The 17,540-nt window shown below is 69.5% G+C and carries 16 protein-coding genes; all 16 read left to right on the plus strand.

All coding sequences use genetic code 11. From position 1 onward, the window contains the following. On the plus strand, positions 1 to 586 hold a 586-nt coding region (locus AC27VN_RS11680), incomplete at its 5' end, for a cation:proton antiporter (protein ID WP_490876643.1). Between the two features lie 153 nt (positions 587 to 739). Continuing rightward, positions 740 to 1,888 carry a transporter substrate-binding domain-containing protein gene (locus tag AC27VN_RS11685; RefSeq protein ID WP_490876644.1) on the plus strand — a complete coding sequence of 383 codons (1,149 nt, stop codon included), beginning with the start codon at positions 740 to 742 and terminating at the stop codon, positions 1,886 to 1,888. A 16-nt stretch (positions 1,889 to 1,904) separates the two neighbouring features. Next, positions 1,905 to 2,504 carry an ANTAR domain-containing response regulator gene (locus AC27VN_RS11690; RefSeq protein WP_490876645.1) on the plus strand — a complete coding sequence of 200 codons (600 nt, stop codon included), beginning with the start codon at positions 1,905 to 1,907 and terminating at the stop codon, positions 2,502 to 2,504. Positions 2,505 to 2,763: 259 nt separating this feature from the next. Next, positions 2,764 to 4,011, plus strand: coding sequence for a transporter substrate-binding domain-containing protein (locus tag AC27VN_RS11695; protein ID WP_208510226.1), 1,248 nt, complete (start codon positions 2,764 to 2,766; stop codon positions 4,009 to 4,011). 65 nt (positions 4,012 to 4,076) lie between these two features. Next, the gene (gene urtB / locus AC27VN_RS11700) at positions 4,077 to 4,970 is read left to right on the plus strand and encodes an urea ABC transporter permease subunit UrtB (RefSeq protein WP_057591911.1); all 894 of its coding nucleotides are present in this window, start codon (positions 4,077 to 4,079) and stop codon (positions 4,968 to 4,970) included. A 5-nt stretch (positions 4,971 to 4,975) separates the two neighbouring features. Next, a complete protein-coding gene (urtC, locus tag AC27VN_RS11705; RefSeq protein WP_057591912.1) occupies positions 4,976 to 6,091 on the plus strand; it encodes an urea ABC transporter permease subunit UrtC in 1,116 nt (371 codons plus the stop codon). Beyond that, positions 6,088 to 6,846 (plus strand): urea ABC transporter ATP-binding protein UrtD, encoded by a 759-nt coding sequence (gene urtD / locus AC27VN_RS11710; RefSeq protein ID WP_490876646.1) that lies wholly within the window; start codon positions 6,088 to 6,090, stop codon positions 6,844 to 6,846. The genes urtC and urtD overlap by 4 nt, the downstream gene beginning before the upstream one ends. Further along, positions 6,840 to 7,532, plus strand: a complete 693-nt coding sequence (locus AC27VN_RS11715) for an ATP-binding cassette domain-containing protein (RefSeq protein WP_203207381.1) — start codon at positions 6,840 to 6,842, stop codon at positions 7,530 to 7,532. Before urtD ends, AC27VN_RS11715 begins: the two co-directional genes overlap by 7 nt. A 55-nt stretch (positions 7,533 to 7,587) precedes the next feature. Next, positions 7,588 to 9,129, plus strand: coding sequence for an amidase (locus AC27VN_RS11720; RefSeq protein WP_490876647.1), 1,542 nt, complete (start codon positions 7,588 to 7,590; stop codon positions 9,127 to 9,129). Positions 9,130 to 9,300: 171 nt separating this feature from the next. Then, a complete protein-coding gene (phnA, locus tag AC27VN_RS11725; protein ID WP_490876648.1) occupies positions 9,301 to 10,539 on the plus strand; it encodes a phosphonoacetate hydrolase in 1,239 nt (412 codons plus the stop codon). A gap of 10 nt (positions 10,540 to 10,549) precedes the next feature. Continuing rightward, complete coding sequence (gene psrA, locus AC27VN_RS11730) at positions 10,550 to 11,647, plus strand: iron-containing alcohol dehydrogenase PsrA (protein WP_490876649.1); 1,098 nt, start codon at positions 10,550 to 10,552, stop codon at positions 11,645 to 11,647. Continuing rightward, on the plus strand, positions 11,644 to 13,089 hold the full coding sequence (gene phnY, locus AC27VN_RS11735) for a phosphonoacetaldehyde dehydrogenase (RefSeq protein ID WP_490876650.1): 1,446 nt from the start codon (positions 11,644 to 11,646) through the stop codon (positions 13,087 to 13,089). Before psrA ends, phnY begins: the two co-directional genes overlap by 4 nt. Before the next feature lie 108 nt (positions 13,090 to 13,197). Continuing rightward, positions 13,198 to 14,763: an ABC transporter substrate-binding protein gene (locus tag AC27VN_RS11740; protein ID WP_490876651.1), complete on the plus strand. Its 1,566-nt coding sequence runs from the start codon at positions 13,198 to 13,200 to the stop codon at positions 14,761 to 14,763. A 49-nt stretch (positions 14,764 to 14,812) separates the two neighbouring features. Continuing rightward, positions 14,813 to 15,769: an ABC transporter permease gene (locus tag AC27VN_RS11745; RefSeq protein WP_093346069.1), complete on the plus strand. Its 957-nt coding sequence runs from the start codon at positions 14,813 to 14,815 to the stop codon at positions 15,767 to 15,769. Between the two features lie 3 nt (positions 15,770 to 15,772). Beyond that, positions 15,773 to 16,618: an ABC transporter permease gene (locus AC27VN_RS11750; RefSeq protein ID WP_093346071.1), complete on the plus strand. Its 846-nt coding sequence runs from the start codon at positions 15,773 to 15,775 to the stop codon at positions 16,616 to 16,618. Between the two features lie 14 nt (positions 16,619 to 16,632). Further along, positions 16,633 to 17,540 (plus strand): ABC transporter ATP-binding protein (locus tag AC27VN_RS11755; protein ID WP_490876652.1); only part of this gene is annotated, 908 nt, incomplete at its 3' end.

The raw sequence follows: 17,540 nt of genomic DNA on the forward strand, positions 1-17,540 counted from the left end.
TGCCGCCTTCGCGCGCAAGGCGACGCGCGAGCCGCCGGCCTGGGCGATCTGGCTCGCGATGCCGCTGTTCCTCGCGGCCGGTGCCTGGTCGAGCTCGCAGCTGGGCCTGCACGAACTGCTCGGTGCCTACTTCGCGGGCGCGATCGTGCCGGCGGCCTGGTCGCGGCGGCTGCCGGTGGAGCGGCTGGGCCAGTTCGCTTTGATCGGCTTGGCGCCGGTGTTCTTCGGCCACAGCGGCCTCAAGATCGACGGCAGCGTGCTGGGCTGGGCCTCGCTGCAGGCCTCGGCCACGCTGCTGGTGCTGGCGGTGGCGGCCAAGCTGGTGGCGGTGCTGGCGTGCTCGCCGGCCCAATGGCTGTCGCGGCGCGAGGCGCTCGCGGTGGGCACGCTGCTGCAATGCAAGGGGCTGATGGAGATCGTGGCCGCCACGATCCTGCGCGACAAGGGCCTGCTGTCGGAGCATGCCTTCGCGGCGCTGGTCACGCTCGCCGTGCTGTCGACCCTGCTGACCGGGCCGGCCTTCCGCTGGATCGTGCGGCGCGTGGCGCCGATGGAGAACGCCAACGGCCGCTCGGCCTCCCACTGAAGCGCGGGGCTTCCGAAAAGACTTGCCTGCCGTGCACGCGGGACTGCTACAGTAGCGCGGACGACGCCGCAAGGCCTCGACATTGACATGGAGCAGTGAAGCTCCCAGCGGCCTTGAAGGCTGCTGGGGGCTTTTTTCATTGGGAGTCCAGACGTGACCGGATCCAAATCACAAACCCCCTGGCGAGTCGGGGTGCTTTTCTCATCGACGGGCGTGACCGCGGCCGTCGAGCGCACGCAGCAGGCCGCGACCCTGCTCGCTATCGAAGAGGTCAACGCGAGTGGCGGGGTGCTCGGGCGCCCGATCGAGCCGGCGGTGCTCGACCCGGCTTCGCGGCCGCCGCGCTACCGCGAGCTGGCCAAGCAGCTGTGCGACCAGGCCGGCGTGGCCGTGATCTTCGGCTGCTACATGTCGAGCACGCGCAAGGCGGTGCTGCCGGTGGTCGAGGCGCATCGCGCGCTGCTGTTCTATCCCACGCTCTACGAAGGCTTCGAGTACTCGCCGAACTGCGTCTACACAGGCGCGGCGCCGAACCAGAACTCGGTGCAGCTGGTGCGCTACCTCACGAGCCATTTCGGCAAGCGGCTGTTCCTGATCGGCTCGGACTACGTCTATCCCTACGAATCCAACCGGATCATCGCGGACCTGTTCCGCCAGGCCGGCGGCGAGGTGCTCGACGAGATGTACGTGCCGCTGCGCGTGGCCGACATCGACATGCCGAAGGTGATCCGGCGCATCGAGGCCGCGCAGCCCGACGTCGTCTACTCGACCGTGGTCGGCGACGGCATCGCGCGCTTCTACGAGGCCTACGGCGAGGCCGGCTTCGACCAGCAGACGCATCCGATCGCGAGCCAGTCGACGCAGGAGGCCGAGATCGCGCAGATGTCGGCGCGCGCGGCCGCGGGCAGCATCACGGCGGCGCCTTACTTCTCGACCCTGCAGACGCCGGCCAACCTCCGGTTCGTCGCGGCCTGGCGCAAGCGCTTCGGCACCGGCCTGCCGATCACGGCCTGCGCGGAGTCGGCCTACTTCCAGGTGATGCTCTATGCGCAGACGCTGGAACGCGCGGGCAGCGACCGGCTCGAGGCGATGCTGCCGCACCTGCACGAGCACGAGTTCGACGCGCCGCAGGGCCGGGTGCGCATCGACCAGGAGAACCACCACACCTACCTCTGGCCGCGCGTGGCGCGCGTCGATGCGCAGGGCACGTTCCAGGTGGTGGACGATCCGGGCCTGCGCGTGAAGCCCGATCCCTACATGTACGAGAACCGGTTCGATCCGCTCGCGGGACGGCCGGCCTGAGGGAAGCGGAGGCGCCATGACCATTTCGCTGCTGCGCGAACTGCCCGAGCTCAAGATCGTCGTCGTCCATCCGCCGGACGAGGAGGGCGACGCCCTCGTCAGCCACCTGCGCCGCGTGGGCTGCATGGTGAGCATGGCCTGGCCCATGCCGGCCACCGTGCCGCCCAATGTCGACGTGCTGTTCCTGCTGGTGGAGGGCGAGTCGCGCCAGGCCACCGAGGCCCTGCTCAAGTCGATGCCGCGGCCCGAGCCGACGGTGATTGCGATCGTCAACTACGAGGACCCGACCACCCTGCAGCTGGTGCTCGAGAGCGCGGCCTTCGCGGTGGTGCAGAAGCCGATCAAGCCCTTCGGCCTGCTCGCGCACCTGGTGACCGCGCGCAGCCTGTGGGCCGAGCGCCAGGCGATGCTCAAGGAGAACCGCAAGCTGCGCCGCAAGATCACCAGCGACCAGGCCATGAGCCGCGCGAAGACGATCCTCATGGCCTCCAAGGGCATCAGCGAGGGCGAGGCCTACCAGGCGATCCGCGCGCAGGCGATGGCCAAGCGGCTGTCGATGGAACAGATCGCGAGTTCGATCATCAACATGGAAACCCTGTTGCACCCGGTGCCCTAACTCGCTAGCATGACTGCATCGAGTCGGTCCTCCGGCTCGGTGGTTGCATCCCCTTGATTCGTCAGGCGCCGATGCAGCCGGCACCGGGAACCATGTGTGTTCTCCGGTCCACCTGGCAATGAAGCCCACGCCGCGGTCCCCACCGCGTTGTGGGTTTTTTTTCGCCTGCGCCCGACAGTGCTGTCGGCTGGTTCCACCCATCGAGCTCTTCAACCATTCGTCAGCGCATGGTCGCTGCGTCACGTCCTGAGGTCCCATCATGTTGACAACCAACCGTCGCCACTTCCTCGTTTCCTCGGCTGCTTCCGCGGCTGCCCTCTCGTCGCCCGCGCTGATGCGCAGCGCTTACGCGGCCGACACCATCAAGGTCGGCGCGCTCTATTCGCAGACCGGCGGTCTGTCGATCGTCGAGAAGATGCTCGCCAACGGCGTGCGCATGGCCGTGGCCGAGATCAACGCCGCGGGCGGCGTGATGGGCCGCCAGGTCGAGGTGGTGCTCGAGGACGGCGCCTCCGACCCGAAGACCTTCAACGAGAAGGCCTCGAAGCTGATCACGCGCGACCGCATCGAGACCGTGTTCGGCTGCCACACCTCGGCCAGCCGCAAGGCGGTGCTGCCGGTGTTCGAGCGTCGCAACGCGATGCTGTTCTATCAAACCCACTACGAAGGCTTCGAATGCTCGAAGAACGTGGTCTACAGCGGCGCGGTCGCCAACCAGCAGCTGGCCAACTACGTGCCGTGGATCGTCGAGAAGCTCGGCAAGAAGAAGTTCTTCATCGTCGGTTCCAACTACGTCTATCCGCGCGAGATGTCGAAGGTCAGCAAGAAGCTGATCGAGCAGTCGGGCGCCAAGTGGGTGGCCGACGAGTACCTCGAGCTCGGCCATTCGGAATGGGCCTCGGTGGTGCGCAAGATCAAGGAGTCGGGCGCCGACGTGGTGCTCTCGCACGTGGTGGGCGATTCGCTCGTGGCCTTCTACCGCGAATACAAGAACCAGGGCATGTCGCAGGCCGCGGTGCCGATCTGCGCCACCGTGATCAGCGAGATCGAGATCGCGGCCATGGGCGGCGAGTACGCGGCCGGCAGCTACACCTCGGTGCCGTACTTCATGTCGATCGACACGCCGGCCAACAAGTCCTTCATCGAGCGCTACCGCAAGTTCGTCAACGACCCCAAGGCCGTGACCTACCACTCGCTCGAAGCCGCGTACTTCCAGGTCTTCCTCTGGAAGCAGGCGGTGGAGGCCGGCAAGGCCACCACCGCCGACGCCATCCGCGCCAACATCGGCGGCCAGAGCTACGACGCGCCCGGCGGCAAGGTGCGCATCGATCCCGAGAGCCTGCATGCCTGGGTCACGCCGCGCATCGGCCAGTGGCAGGCCGACGGCCAGAGCAAGGTGGTCGACGCGAGTCCGCAGCCGGTGCGGCCGCTGCCGTACTTCGCCTATGGCGAGACCGACGCCAACCTGATCTGCAAGCGCAACGGCGCCGCGCCGGTCAAGGCCTGAAGAGCCGGCCGCGGGCGCGGCGGCATGTGCCGTGCCCGCATTCACCCTCGAGAGAAAGACTTCCGATGTTGGACGTACTCCTGATCGGGCTCAGCATGGGCTCGATTCTTCTGCTGGCCGCGCTCGGCCTGGTCATCATCTACGGCGCGATGGGCGTGGTGAACATGGCGCACGGCGAGATGATCATGGTCGGCGCCTATGCCGCGGTGCTGGCGCAGATCTGGCTCGGGCTCGGGCTGTTCGCCGCGATCCCGATCGCCTTCGTGGTCGCGGCCGCGCTGGGCCTCCTGATCGAACGCTGCGTGGTGCGGCGCCTCTACGGCCGGCTCGGCGACACGCTGCTCGCCACCTGGGGCGTGGCGATCCTGGTGCAGCAGGCGGTGCGGCTCGAAGGCGGCCTGGCCTTCTTCGGCATCCACATCGAAGGGCTGGGACCGGGGCTGCAGAACATGCCGATCCCCGCCGTGCTGCAGGGCGCGGTGATGGTCGGCGACACGCCGATCAATGCCTACCGCGCCTTCATCGTGGCCTGCACCGTGGTGCTGACCTTCGCGACCTGGCTGCTGCTCTACCGCACGCGCATCGGCATGCAGGTGCGCGCCATCATCCGCAACCCGCGCATGGCCGCGGCCTGCGGCATCGACGTGCAGCGCGTCAATGCCTGGACCTTCGCCTTCGGCGCCGGCCTGGCTGGCATCACCGGCGTGCTGGTGGCGGGCTTCAAGACCGTCTCGCCCGACATGGGCACGGCACTGGTGGTCGACAGCTTCCTGGTGGTGGTGTCGGGCGGCGTCGGCAGCCTGCTCGGCGCGGTCGTCACCTCGATCGGCCTCGGCGAGGTCACGGGCGTGGTGGCGGCGGTCAGCAACGACATCCTCGCGCGCGCGGTGGTGTTCGGCCTGGTGATCCTGCTGATCGTGGTGCGGCCGCAGGGCCTCTTCTCGTTCAAGGGGCGGTGAACGGCATGGGCACTCCTCTGGACCGGCGCGCGACCTTCGCCGCCTACGCAATCTTCCTGGCCCTGGTCGCGCTGGCACCGCTGGTGCTCGACGGCTTCTGGCTCAACCGGCTCGCCAAGTACCTGGTGTTCGGCATGCTCGGCATCGCCGTCGCCATGAGCTGGGGCTATGCCGGCATCCTCAACCTGGGGCAGGGGCTGTTCTTCGGCCTCGGCGCCTACATGCTGGCCATGTCGCTGAAGATGGCCAGCCCCACCAGCCTGCAGCATGGCGGTGCCAACCCGGTGCCTGACTTCATGCTGTCGAACGCGCAGCCCGGCGCCACCGTCGACCTGTGCTGCATCAACCCGGGCGCCTTCCTGTGGCAGCCGTTCCAGTCGCAGGGGTTCGGCCTCGCCATGGGCCTGCTGCTGCCGGCGCTGGTGGCCTTCGTGCTCGGCGCGCTGCTGTTCCGCAAGCGCATCGCGGGCGTGTTCGTCTCGATCGTCACGCTGGCCCTGGTGCTGCTGGTGCGCCTGCTGCTGGTCGACGCGCAGCCGATCACCAACGGCTTCAACGGGCTGTCGGACCTGGCCTGGCTGCGCATCGCGGGGCACGAGCTCGATCCCTACGGCGTGTCGACCTACTACCTGGTCGCGGGCGTGCTCGCCGTGGTGCTGGTCGGTGCGCGCGCGCTGCTCGCCACGCGCGCCGGCGTGATCCTGCGCGCCACCTCGGGCGATCCGCAGCGCGCGCGCTACCTGGGCTTCGACGTGGCGCACTACCAGACCTTCTTCTTCGCGCTGTCGGCGGCCATCGCCGCGGTGGCCGGGATGCTCTACGTGGTGGTGGCCGAGTTCGCCTCGCCCACCTTCATGGATCTGAGCTTCTCGATCACCATGGTGGTGTGGGCCGCGGTGGGCGGGCGCGCCTCGCTGCTGGGCGCGTGCATCGGCGCGATCCTGATCAACATGCTCGAGGCCACGGCGAGCGAGACCCAGTCGCTGGTCGAGGCCTGGCGCGTGATCGTGGGGCTGACCTTCGTGCTGGTGGTGCTGTACCTGCCCAAGGGCATGGCGGGCTGGGCGCACGAGCTGCTCGAGCGCATCGGCCAGCGCCGTGCCGGCGGAGGTGCGCCATGAGCGACATCGCACTCGAACTGCATGCGCTGGGCGTGAGCTTCGGCGGCTTCAAGGCGGTGGACGGCGTGTCGCTGCGCGTGGCCGAGGGCGAGCTGCGCGTGCTGCTGGGCGCCAACGGCGCCGGCAAGACCACGCTGATGGACCTGATCTCGGGCAAGACGCGCAGCACCGAGGGCCGGGTCGAGTTGCACGGGCGCGACCTCACGAACTGGCCCGAGTACCGGATCGCGCGCGCGGGCATCGGCCGCAAGTTCCAGATCCCGAGCGTGTTCCGCGAGCTCACGGTGCGCCACAACCTCTGCGTGGCCGCGAGCCGCGAGCCCTCGATCCTGCGCAACCTGCGCTGGGGCTTCGGGCGCGAGACCGACCGCCGCGTCGACGAGATCCTGGCGCTGGCCGGGCTCGAGGAAGTGCAGCAGCAGCAGGCCGGCGACCTGAGCCACGGCCAGACGCAGTGGCTGGAGCTGGGCCTTCTGATCGCGCAGCAGCCGAAGGTGATCCTGCTCGACGAACCCACGGCCGGCATGACGGCCGGCGAGACGCGCAAGACCGCGCAGATCCTCAAGAGCCTGCGCGGGCGCCACACCATCCTGGTGGTGGAGCACGACATGGCCTTCGTGCGCGACATCGCCGAGCGCATCACCGTGCTGCACCTGGGCCGCGTGCTGGCCGAGGGCAGCGTCGCCGAGATCGAACGCGATGCGCGCGTCCGGCAGGCCTACCTCGGATCCCACGGAATCGCATCGACATGCTGACACTCGCCAACGTCGACAGCTACTACGGCCGCAGCCACGCGCTGCAGGACGTGAGCCTCTCCATCCCGAAGGGGAAGATCACCGCCATCCTCGGGCGCAACGGCATGGGCAAGACCACGCTGCTGCGCACCCTGATGGGCAGCATGGTGCGCGCCACGGGCCGCATCGAACTCGACGGCCTGCGCATCGACGGGCTGCCCACGCACCTGCGCGCGCGCGGCGGTATCGCCTACGTGCCGCAGGGGCGCGAGATCATCCCGGACTTCAGCGTGCGCCAGAACATCCTGATGGGCGCCTTCTCGGGCCGCGGGCCGCGCGCAATCCCGCCGCTGGCGCTCGAGCTGTTCCCGTACCTGGCGGCCAACCTCGACCGGCCCGGCGGCGTGCTCTCGGGCGGCCAGCAGCAGCAGCTCGCACTCGCGCGCGCCCTCGCGGCGCAACCCAGCGTGATGCTGCTCGACGAGCCCAACGAGGGCATCCAGCCCTCGGTGGTGCAGGAGATCGAGGCCGCGATCGCGCGCATGAACCGCGAGCTCGGCCTGACGATGGTGCTGGTCGAGCAGAACATCGACTTCGTGCGCCGCGTGGCCAGCGGCTTCGCCATGTTCGAGAAGGGAACCATCGTCGAGAGCGGTCCCATCGAGCAGCTGAGCGACGAGATCATCGATCGCCACATGACCTTCTGAATTTCCCTTTTTGTCTCTCTCTTCATTCACCGCATTCACGAGGAGTTTCTTCGCCATGAGCCAGACCCCCCCCACCATCGACCTCGCCACGCTGACCGTCGACACCGTGCAGGAAGGCTTCCGCAGCGGCCGCTTCACGGCCGAGTCGCTCGCGCGCGCCTGCCTCGCGCAGATCGAGACCTGGAACGCACGCTACAACGCCATCATCTTCCTCAACGACGAGGCCATCGACGATGCGCGCGCCATCGACCGCCGGCGCGCGGCCGGCGAGGCGCTCGGCCCGCTCGCAGGCGTGCCCGTGGTCGTCAAGGACCCGATGGACATGGTCGGCTTCCCGACCACGGCCGGCTGGTCGCTGCTGCACGGCAAGAGCGGCGGCGTCGACCTGATGCCCGCCACCGACGCCCCCGTGGTGGCGCGCATGCGCGCGGCCGGCGCCGTCATCCTCGGCAAGACCAACGTGCCGGTGCTGAGCCACACCGGCACCCACGCCGACGACAGCTGGGCCGGCCCCACGCTCAACGTGGTGCTGCCCGATCGCGTGCCCGGCGGCAGCAGCGCGGGCACGGCCACCGCGGTCGGCGCCAGCATGGCCGTGCTGGGCCTGGCCGAGGAGACCGGCGGCTCGATCCAGAACCCGGCCTCGGCGCAGGACCTGGTCGGCATCAAGCCCACCATCGGCCTGGTGCCCAATGCGGGCGTGATGCCGCTGTCGGGCAACCGCGACGTGGTGGGCCCGATCGCGCGCACCGTGAAGGATGCGGCGCTGTGCCTCGACGTGCTCGCGGGCTACTCGCCGGAAGATCCGAAGACCTTGGCCGGCGTCGGCAAGAAGCCCGTGGGCGGCTACACCGCGCAGTTCGGCAGCCGCAACCTCGCGGGCGCGCGCATCGGCCTGTACGGCCCGGGCTGGCGCACCCAGCCGCTGTCGGCCGAGGCGAGCGAGCTCTATGCGCGTGCCGCGAAGGAACTCGTGCAGCGCGGCGCGGTGCTGGTCGACGACCCCTTCGCCGACACCGGCTTCGCGCAGCTGCGCCAGCCCACGCTGCCGCTCACGAACTTCGATGCGCGCGGCATGGAGTCGGTGCCCTACGACCTGCAGAAGTACCTCGAGCGGCTGGGCCCCGACGCGGCGCTCAAGTCCTTTGCCGATTTCGCGAAGGCGACCGAGAAGGAATCCGCCTTCGCGCCCGGCGGCGTGCTGAGCTACCTGCACAACCTGCCGCAGTTCGCGGCCGCGCTCAAGTCGCCGGGCACGCCGCCCGACCTGTCGGACTTCATCGCGCTCAAGGAGGCCTACCTGCGCATCGTCGACGCGGTGTTCGCGCGCGAGAAGCTCGACGCGCTGGTGTTCCCGCAGATGCGCGAGGAGCTGCCGGTCACGCGCGGCGGCACGATCCAGGAGACCACGGTGGGCGAGCTCAACATCGCGGGCCTGCCGGCCGTGACGGTGCCCGCGGGCTACTACGCCTCGGGCGCGCCGTTCGGGCTGCTGTTCGTCGGGCCGCTGTGGAGCGAGGCAACCCTGCTCGCGCTGGCGCACGACTACGAGACGGCGACGCGGCATCGCAAGGCGCCGCGGCTCGCGGCCGCCTGAGGGCAGCGTACGGAGCGGCGCCTCCGTACTTTCCCGGGCCATGTATAGCTCTGCTCAATACATTGCCCGAAAAACTTGAATTGGACGAATAGAAGCTTCGAGCGGACAGTGCACCCAACGAGAGACGACAAGGTCTCCGAGACAACGCACTGATTCCAAAGGAGCTTCCCGATGACATTTCAAGCCGAGACCGTCCTGGCCAATGGACGGCATTACGCGAAGCCGCGCGCGCCGGTGGTCGTGGTGTGCGTCGATGGCTGCGAGCCCGACTACATCACCCAGGCCATCCAGGCCGGCGCGGCGCCGTTCCTGCAGCGCATGGTCGAGCAGGGCAGCTCGCTGATCGGCGACTGCGTGGTGCCGAGCTTCACGAACCCGAACAACGTGTCGATCGTGACCGGCGTGCCGCCCTCGGTGCACGGCATCTGCGGCAACTTCTTCTACGACGTGGCGGCGGACAAGGAGGTCATGATGAACGACCCCGAGTACCTGCGCGCGCCCACGCTGCTGTCGGCCTTCTCCGATGCCGGCGCGCTGGTGGCGGCCGTGACCGCCAAGGACAAGCTGCGCACCATGCTCGGCCACGGCCTGCGCGGCATCTGCTTCTCGGCCGAGAAGGCCGACAAGGCGACCGTCGCCGAATGCGGCATCGACCGGGTGCTCGAGCTGGTCGGCAAGCCCGTGCCTTCGGTCTACAGCGCCGACCTCAGCGAGTTCGTCTTCACCGCCGGCGTGCGCCTGCTCGAGACGCGCAAGCCCGACCTGATGTACCTGTCGACCACCGACTACGTGCAGCACAAGTGCGCGCCCGGCACGCCCGAGGCCAACGCCTTCTACGCGATGATGGACGGCTACCTCGCGCGGCTCGACGCACTGGGCGCGGTGATCGGCCTCACGGCCGACCACGGCATGAGCCCCAAGACCGACGCGGCCGGCAATCCGCGCGTGCTCTACCTGCAGCAGGAACTCGATGCGCGGCTCGGCGAGGCCAGCACGCGCGTGATCCTGCCGATCACCGATCCCTACGTGGTGCACCACGGCGCGCTCGGCTCGTTCGCGACGGTGTACGTCAACCGCGCGCCGCTGGAGCAGGTGCACGAGGCGCTGGCCGGCCTGCCCGGCGTCGAGCAGGTGCTCACGCGCGACCAGGCGGTGCGGCAGTTCGAGCTCGCGGGCGACCGCATCGGCGACCTGGTCGTGGTCGGCGACCACCTGACGGTGCTCGGCACCAGCGCGGCGCGGCACGACCTCAGCGGCCTCACGGTGCCGCTGCGCTCGCACGGCGGCGTCTCGGAGCAGAAGGTGCCGCTGCTGTTCAACCGCGCGCTGCAGGGCGTGGACCCGCGCCGCCGGCTGCGCAACTTCGACGTCTTCGACCTGGCCCTGAACCACGCGGGCGCCGCCCACTGAAGAGGCCCAGATGTCCCAGGAATTCTTCAATCCCGTGCGCAGCGTGTACGGGGCAGGGGCCTTGTCGTCTCTGCCGAAGCTGCTGGCCGGCCGCAAGGCCGTGGTCGTGACCTTTCCGGAGGCGCGCCGCTTCGGGCTCGTCGACCGGCTGCAGGCCCTGCTCGGCGACGGCCTGGCCGGCGTGATCGACGCGGTGCTGCCGAACCCCGACGTGGCCGAGCTGCGGGCGCTCTACGAAGCGTTCTGGCAGGAGTCGGCGCAGGCCGAGGTGCTGGTCGCGGTCGGCGGCGGCAGCGCGATCGACACAGCCAAGGCGCTGATGGTCGGAACACAGAGCGGCCGCTTCGACGACCTGGTGGCGGCCCTGGCCGCGGGCGGGCCCTTCGTGCCGGCGCGCGTGAAGACGCTGATCGCGGTGCCGACGACCGCCGGCACCGGCAGCGAGGTCACGCCCTGGGCCACGATCTGGGACCGCGAGGCGCAGCGCAAGCATTCGCTGCACCTTCCCGAAACCTGGCCCAGCATCGCGATCGTCGACCCCGAGCTGATGCTCTCGCTGCCGGCCTCGGTGACGCTGCAGAGCGGGCTCGACGCGCTGTCGCATGCGCTCGAGGCGATCTGGAACGTGAATGCGAACGCGCTGTCCGACACCTTCGCGGTCGCGGCGGTGCAGCAGATCTTCGAGACCTTGCCGCTCCTGATGGAGAAGCTCGACGACCTCGAGTTGCGCGCCCGCATGGCGCTGGCCGCGCTGCAGGCCGGCATGGCGTTCTCGAACACCCGCACCGCGCTCGCGCATTCCATCTCCTACGAGATGACCCTGCGCTACGGCCTGCCGCACGGCATCGCCTGCTCGTTCCCGCTGCCGATGGTGCTGCGGCGCGCGATCGGGCAGGACGCCGGCCGCGACGCGGTGCTCGAGCGCGCGCTCGGCCCGCTGGACCGCGCACCGCAACGGCTCTCGGACTTCATCGAGCGCCTGGGCGTCAAGACGCATTTCTCGGACTACGGCGTGTCGAGCGAGCAGGCCGACCGCATGGTCGCGCATGCGCTGACCGGCGCGCGCGGCAAGAACTTCATCGGCACCCCACAGAAGGAGGCGGCATGAACGCCATTCTCGACAGACAGGACATCCGCGCCGAAGCGCTGCGCATCGGCGGCGAGAAGGTCCACACGCCGCGCACGATCGCCGTGCGCAACCCCTACACCGGCGAGACGGTGGGCACCGTCGCCATGGCCACGCTGGAGGACGTGCGGCGCGCCTACGAGATCGCGCACGCCTACGTGCCGCGCCTGTCGCGCTACGAGCGCTCCGCGATCCTCAACCGCGCCGCGCTGCTGCTGCGCGAGCGCACCGACGAGGCCTCCACGCTGATCACCAGCGAGTCGGGCCTGTCGAAGAAGGACAGCATCTACGAGATCGGCCGCGTGGCCGACGTGCTGAACTTCGGCGCCAACGAGGCGCTGCGCGACGACGGCCAGGTGTTCTCGTGCGACCTCACGCCGCACGGCAAGCAGCGCAAGGTGATCACCACGCGCGAGCCGCTGCTGGGCGTGATCACCGCCATCACGCCCTTCAACCACCCGATGAACCAGGTGGCGCACAAGGTGGTGCCCTCGGTCGCGACCAACAACCGCATGGTGCTCAAGCCCTCGGAGAAGGTGCCGCTGTCGGCGCTGTACTTCGCGGACCTGCTCTACGAGGCCGGCCTGCCGCCCGAGATGCTGCAGGTGATCACGGGCGACCCGCGCGAGATCGCCGACGAGATGCTGACGCATCGGCACGTGGAACTGATCACCTTCACCGGCGGCGTCGAGATCGGCAAGTACATCGCGAACAAGGCCGGCTACCGGCGCATCGTGCTCGAGCTCGGCGGCAACGATCCGCTGATCGTGATGGACGACGCCGACCTCGACCGCGCCAGCGATCTCGCCGTGCAGGGTTCCTACAAGAACTCCGGCCAGCGCTGCACCGCCGTCAAGCGCATGCTGGTGCACGAGAAGGTGGCCGCGGAGTTCACCGAGCGCGTGGTGGCCAAGACCCGCGCCTGGAAGTTCGGCGATCCGATGGACGCGGGCAACGACATGGGCACGGTGATCGACGAGGCCGCGGCGCGGCGCTTCCAGGCGGTGGTGGACGAGGCGGTCGCGCAGGGCGCGCGGCTGCTGGCCGGCAACGAGCGCGAGGGCGCGCTGTACGCGCCGACGGTGCTCGACCAGGTGCGCCCCGAGATGACCGTGGTGCGCGAGGAGACCTTCGGCCCGGTGTCGCCGATCCTGCGCTTCGCCAACATCGACGAAGCCATCGCGATGTCGAACGGCACCGCCTTCGGCCTCTCGTCGGGCATCTGCACCAACCGCATGGATGACGTGATGCGCTTCGCGAAGGAGCTCAAGGTCGGCACCGTCAACCTCTGGGAGGTGCCGGGCTACCGGATCGAGCTCACGCCCTTCGGCGGCATCAAGGACTCGGGCCTTGGCTACAAGGAAGGGGTGCAGGAGGCGATCAAGTCGTTCACCAACTGCAAGACGCTCTCGCTGCCATGGTGAGCCCACCGAAAATGGACTGAACGGCGCGCCGCCTCGCATCGACATGCGATGCGGGCGGCGCGAACCGAAGAGCGCCGACCAGGCGCCCGATGACTGCCAGGAGACACGATGAAACCCAACGACAACTGCCCGATCGACGCCATGCGCCGCCGATTGCTGACGGGCGCCGGCGCTACTGCCGCGCTCTCGCTCGGCGAGCTGCTCTTTCCGCGGGCGGCCCAGGCCGCCCCCAAGCGCGGCGGCACCTTCGTCTACACCAACACCTACCCGAACAACCGGATGGGCGATGCGCGCACCGGCCGTCATCCCCAGCACTGGCTCGACCTCAACAACCGCAGCGCCTACAACGCGCTGACCTGGGTCGACGAGAACCTCGAGGTGCAGCCCGAGCTCGCCACGGCCTGGGAGCCGAGCGCCGACCTCAAGGTCTGGGACATCACGCTGCGCGAGGGCGTGCTGTTCCACGACGGGCGCGAGATGACGGCCGACGACGTGGTGTCGTCCTACCGCTTCCACCAGACCGCGACCGGCTACGCCAAGCAGATCGTCAAGGTCGAGAAGGTGGGCAAGAAGGTGCGCATGACGCTGGACGCGCCGAACAGCGAGTTCCCCTACGTGCTGGCCGAGTACCACCTGATGATCATGCCGGCGGCCGAGAAGGAGGCGATCGGCCTCGCGGGCATCGGCACCGGGCCGTTCCGGATCGCGAGCCTCGATCCCAAGCGCCGCATCATCCTCGAGCGCAACGAGAAGTACTGGCGCGCCGGCTTCCCCTACCTCGACCGCCTCGAGGTCGTGAGCTCGCCCGGCCGCATGGAAGGCGCGTTGAACGGATTCCGCGGCGGCCTGTTCGATGCCGTGATCGGCGTCGACCCCGGCCTGCTGCCCGACCTCGAGCGCACGCCCGACCTCAAGTACAGCCTGTCGAGCAGCGGCGACCAGGCGCTGATGGTGATTCCCAAGGTGGCGGGATCGCCGCTCGACGACAAGCGCGTGCGGCAGGCCCTGGCGCTGGCGGCCGACCGCGAGAAGATCATCCGCATCGTCTATGGCAGGAAGGCCGGCTGGGTCGGCAACGACTCGCACCTGACGCCGGCCAATGCCGCCTTCCAGCCGCTGCAGCGCATGCACGACGTGGCGCGGGCGCGCGCGCTGCTGGCCGAGGCCGGCCATCCCAACGGCGTGAAGCTGCCGACCTTCTATTTCGCGCCCACCTGGCCCGAGGTGCCGCGCGTGTTCCAGGTGCTGGCCGAATCGGTCAAGGAGGCCGGCATCGTGCTGCCGATCGAGCAGCGGCCGAGCGACGGCTACCGCCAGTGGCGCGTCGAGGATGCCGAGAAGACGCGCAAGCACCGCTTCGCCTACACGCCGGCCGGCCCGCGCAATCCCGGCGTGAGCCTGTACCGGCTGCGCCCCGACAACAACGAGAGCGGCTACTGGCGCGGCGCGGGCTGCGACGAGTACATGGCGCTCTACCAGAAGTCGCTGGCCGAGCCCTCCACCGAGAAGCGGCGCGCGAACTACGTGCGCATGCAGGAGATCCTGCGCGACGAGGTGCCGATCCTGTCCGCGGGCGGACGGCGCAACCTGCTGATCCACAAGCCCAACGTGCACGACCTGCGCAACCACTCGCAGTTCTGGTCGATGCGCTTCGACGAGGTCTGGAAATCGTGAGCCGGCCCCGCATCCCCTTCACCGACCCGCGCGCGAACGGCGACCCATCATGCTCATGACCTTCCTGCGGCGCGTGGGCCTCTACGCGCTGACCCTGCTGCTGGCCTCGATGCTGGTGTTCGTCGCGACCGAGGTGCTGCCCGGCGACGCGCTCGAAGTCAGCCTCACGGCCGACGAGATCGCGATGATGAATCCCGAGGACCTGGCGCGAAAACGCCACGACCTCGGCCTCGACCGGCCGGCGCCGGTGCGCTACTTCGAGTGGCTCACGGGCGCCATGCGCGGCGACTTCGGCAAGACCATCCTCGGCGGCACGCCGGTGGTCGAGATCATCCGCGAGCCGGTGAAGAACTCGCTGCTGCTCGCGGCCGTGACGGCGCTGGTGGCCATTCCGGTGTCGCTGCTGCTGGGCATCGTCGCGGCCTTCTGGCGCGGCCGGCTGCCCGACACGCTGGCCTCGATGGGCGCGGTGATCGGCTACTCGATCCCCGAGTTCGCCTCGGGCAACCTGCTGGTGCTGGTGTTCGCGATCTGGATCCCGGTCTTCCCGGCCGTGATCCTGGCCTTCGCCGACGCGCCGCCGTCGGCGCTGCTGGCGGTGTCGGTGCTGCCGGTCGCGACCATCGTGTTCGGCTCCATCGCCCACCTGGTGCAGCTGATCCGCACCGGGCTGATCGAGTCGCTGGCCAGCGACTACGTCGAGCGCGCCCGCTTCACCGGCCTGGGCGAGCTGCGGCTGATCCTGCGCCATGCATTGCCGGCCTCGGTGATCCCGGCGCTCAACTCGGCCGCGCTCTACGTGGCCGGCCTGCTCAGCGGCATCGTGGTGGTCGAGAAGGTGTTCGGCTACCCCGGGCTCGGAATGATCCTGCTGCAGGCCGTCGACAAGCGCGAGGTGCCGATCGTGCAGGCCATCAGCCTGCTGGCGGCCCTGGCCGTCGTCTCGATGAACCTGCTGGCCGACCTCGCGGTGGCCGCCCTCGACCCCCGCGCCAGGAGCCGCTGAATCATGATGTTCAAGATCAACCACCACGCGCTGCTGCGGCCCGTGGCCCTGTTCGGCATCGGCATCGTCGTGCTGCACCTGGCGATCGCGCTGGCCGCGCCCTGGATCGCGCCCTACGACCCGATGTCGCTCAACGGCGGCCGCGCCGAGCCGCCGAGCGCCGAATTCTGGCTCGGCACCGACGTGCTGGGCCGCGACTACCTGTCGCGCCTGCTGTGGGGCGGACGCACGGCGCTGCTGGCCGCCTTCACGGGCGTGGTCGTCGCGGTGAGCGTCGGCAGCATCCTCGGCGTGACGGCCGCCTACCTCGGCGGGCTGTTCGACGACGTGATGATGCGCATCGTCGACCTCAAGCTGGCGCTGCCGGGCATCCTGTTCGTCGCGCTGTTCGCGGTCGGCTTCGGCGAATCGCTGCCGGTGCTGATCGTGCTCATCGGGATGGTGTATTTCCCGGGCGTGATCCGGATCGTGCGGGCCCAGGCACTGACGCAGGTGCAGCTGGGCTACGTGAAGGCCGCGCAGCTGCGCGGCGAGGGCACGGTGTCGATCATCCTGCGCGAGCTGCTGCCCAACACGCTCGACGTGGTCTACGTCGAGTTCGCGATCCGCATGTCGCACGCCATCCTGCTCTTGAGCTCGCTGTCCTTCCTGGGCATGGGCATCTCGCCGCCCACGCCCGACTGGGGGCTGATGGTGGCCGAGGGCGTGAGCCAGCTCGCGTTCGCACCCTGGCTGGTGCTGGCGCCGGCGGTCTTCATCTCCACCCTGGTGGTGGGACTCAACTTCGGCGCCGAGGCGCTGGCACGGGCCCTGGGACTGGACGCCACGCGCGGCCAGGACGCGGCATGAAGGAACAGGCAACGATGAAGCATCCCGAATCCAACGCGCTGGCAAGGCGCCAGCAGACGGCGCGCCGCATCGGCGGACGGCTCGAGGTCCAGGGCCTGGGCATCGGCTACCGGCGCGCCGACGGAGAGATCGTCGGCGCGGTGCGCGGCGTCGAATTCACGGTCGAGGCCGGCAGCAGCCTGGGCATCGTCGGCGAGAGCGGCTCGGGCAAGTCGACCGTGGCGCGCGCGCTGCTGGGCCATTGCCGGCCCGGCGGCGTGATCACTGCGGGCGCGGTGCGCATCGCGGGCGAGGACATCCTTCGTCTCGACGAACCGGCGCGGCGCCGGCTGCGCGGCCGGCACATCGCCTTCGTGCCGCAGAACCCGCTGAGCTCGCTGACGCCGCACATGCGCATCGGCGACCAGGTCGACGAGGCCGTCCGCCACCTGCGCGGCTGCGGCGCCGCCGAGGCGCGGGCGCGCACGCTCGAGCTGTTCGAAGCCACCAACCTGCCCGATCCGAAGGGCATCTGCGCGCGCTTCCCGCACGAGCTCTCGGGCGGCCAGCGCCAGCGCGTGGTGATCGCCGCGGCGCTGGCCGGCGACCCCGGCGTGCTGGTGCTCGACGAGCCGACCACCGCGCTCGACAAGACCACCGAGGTCCAGGTGCTGGAGCTGGTGCGCACCCTGCGCGAGCGCTTCGGCACCTCGCTGATCTACGTGAGCCACGACCTCGGCGTGATCTCTCGCATGTGCGACCAGGTGATCGTGATGCACCAGGGCCGCATCGTCGAGCAGGGGCCAGCCGCGCGCATCTTCGGCGCGCCCGCGCATGTCTACACGCGGCAGCTGATCGCGGCCATTCCGCGCGTCGATGCCGAGCCGCCGGCGCGCGATCAGCAACCACAGGCGCAAGGCGCGCTGCTGGTGGCGAAGGACCT

The sequence above is a fragment of the Variovorax sp. 20P10.2.4 genome (assembly GCF_058244205.1).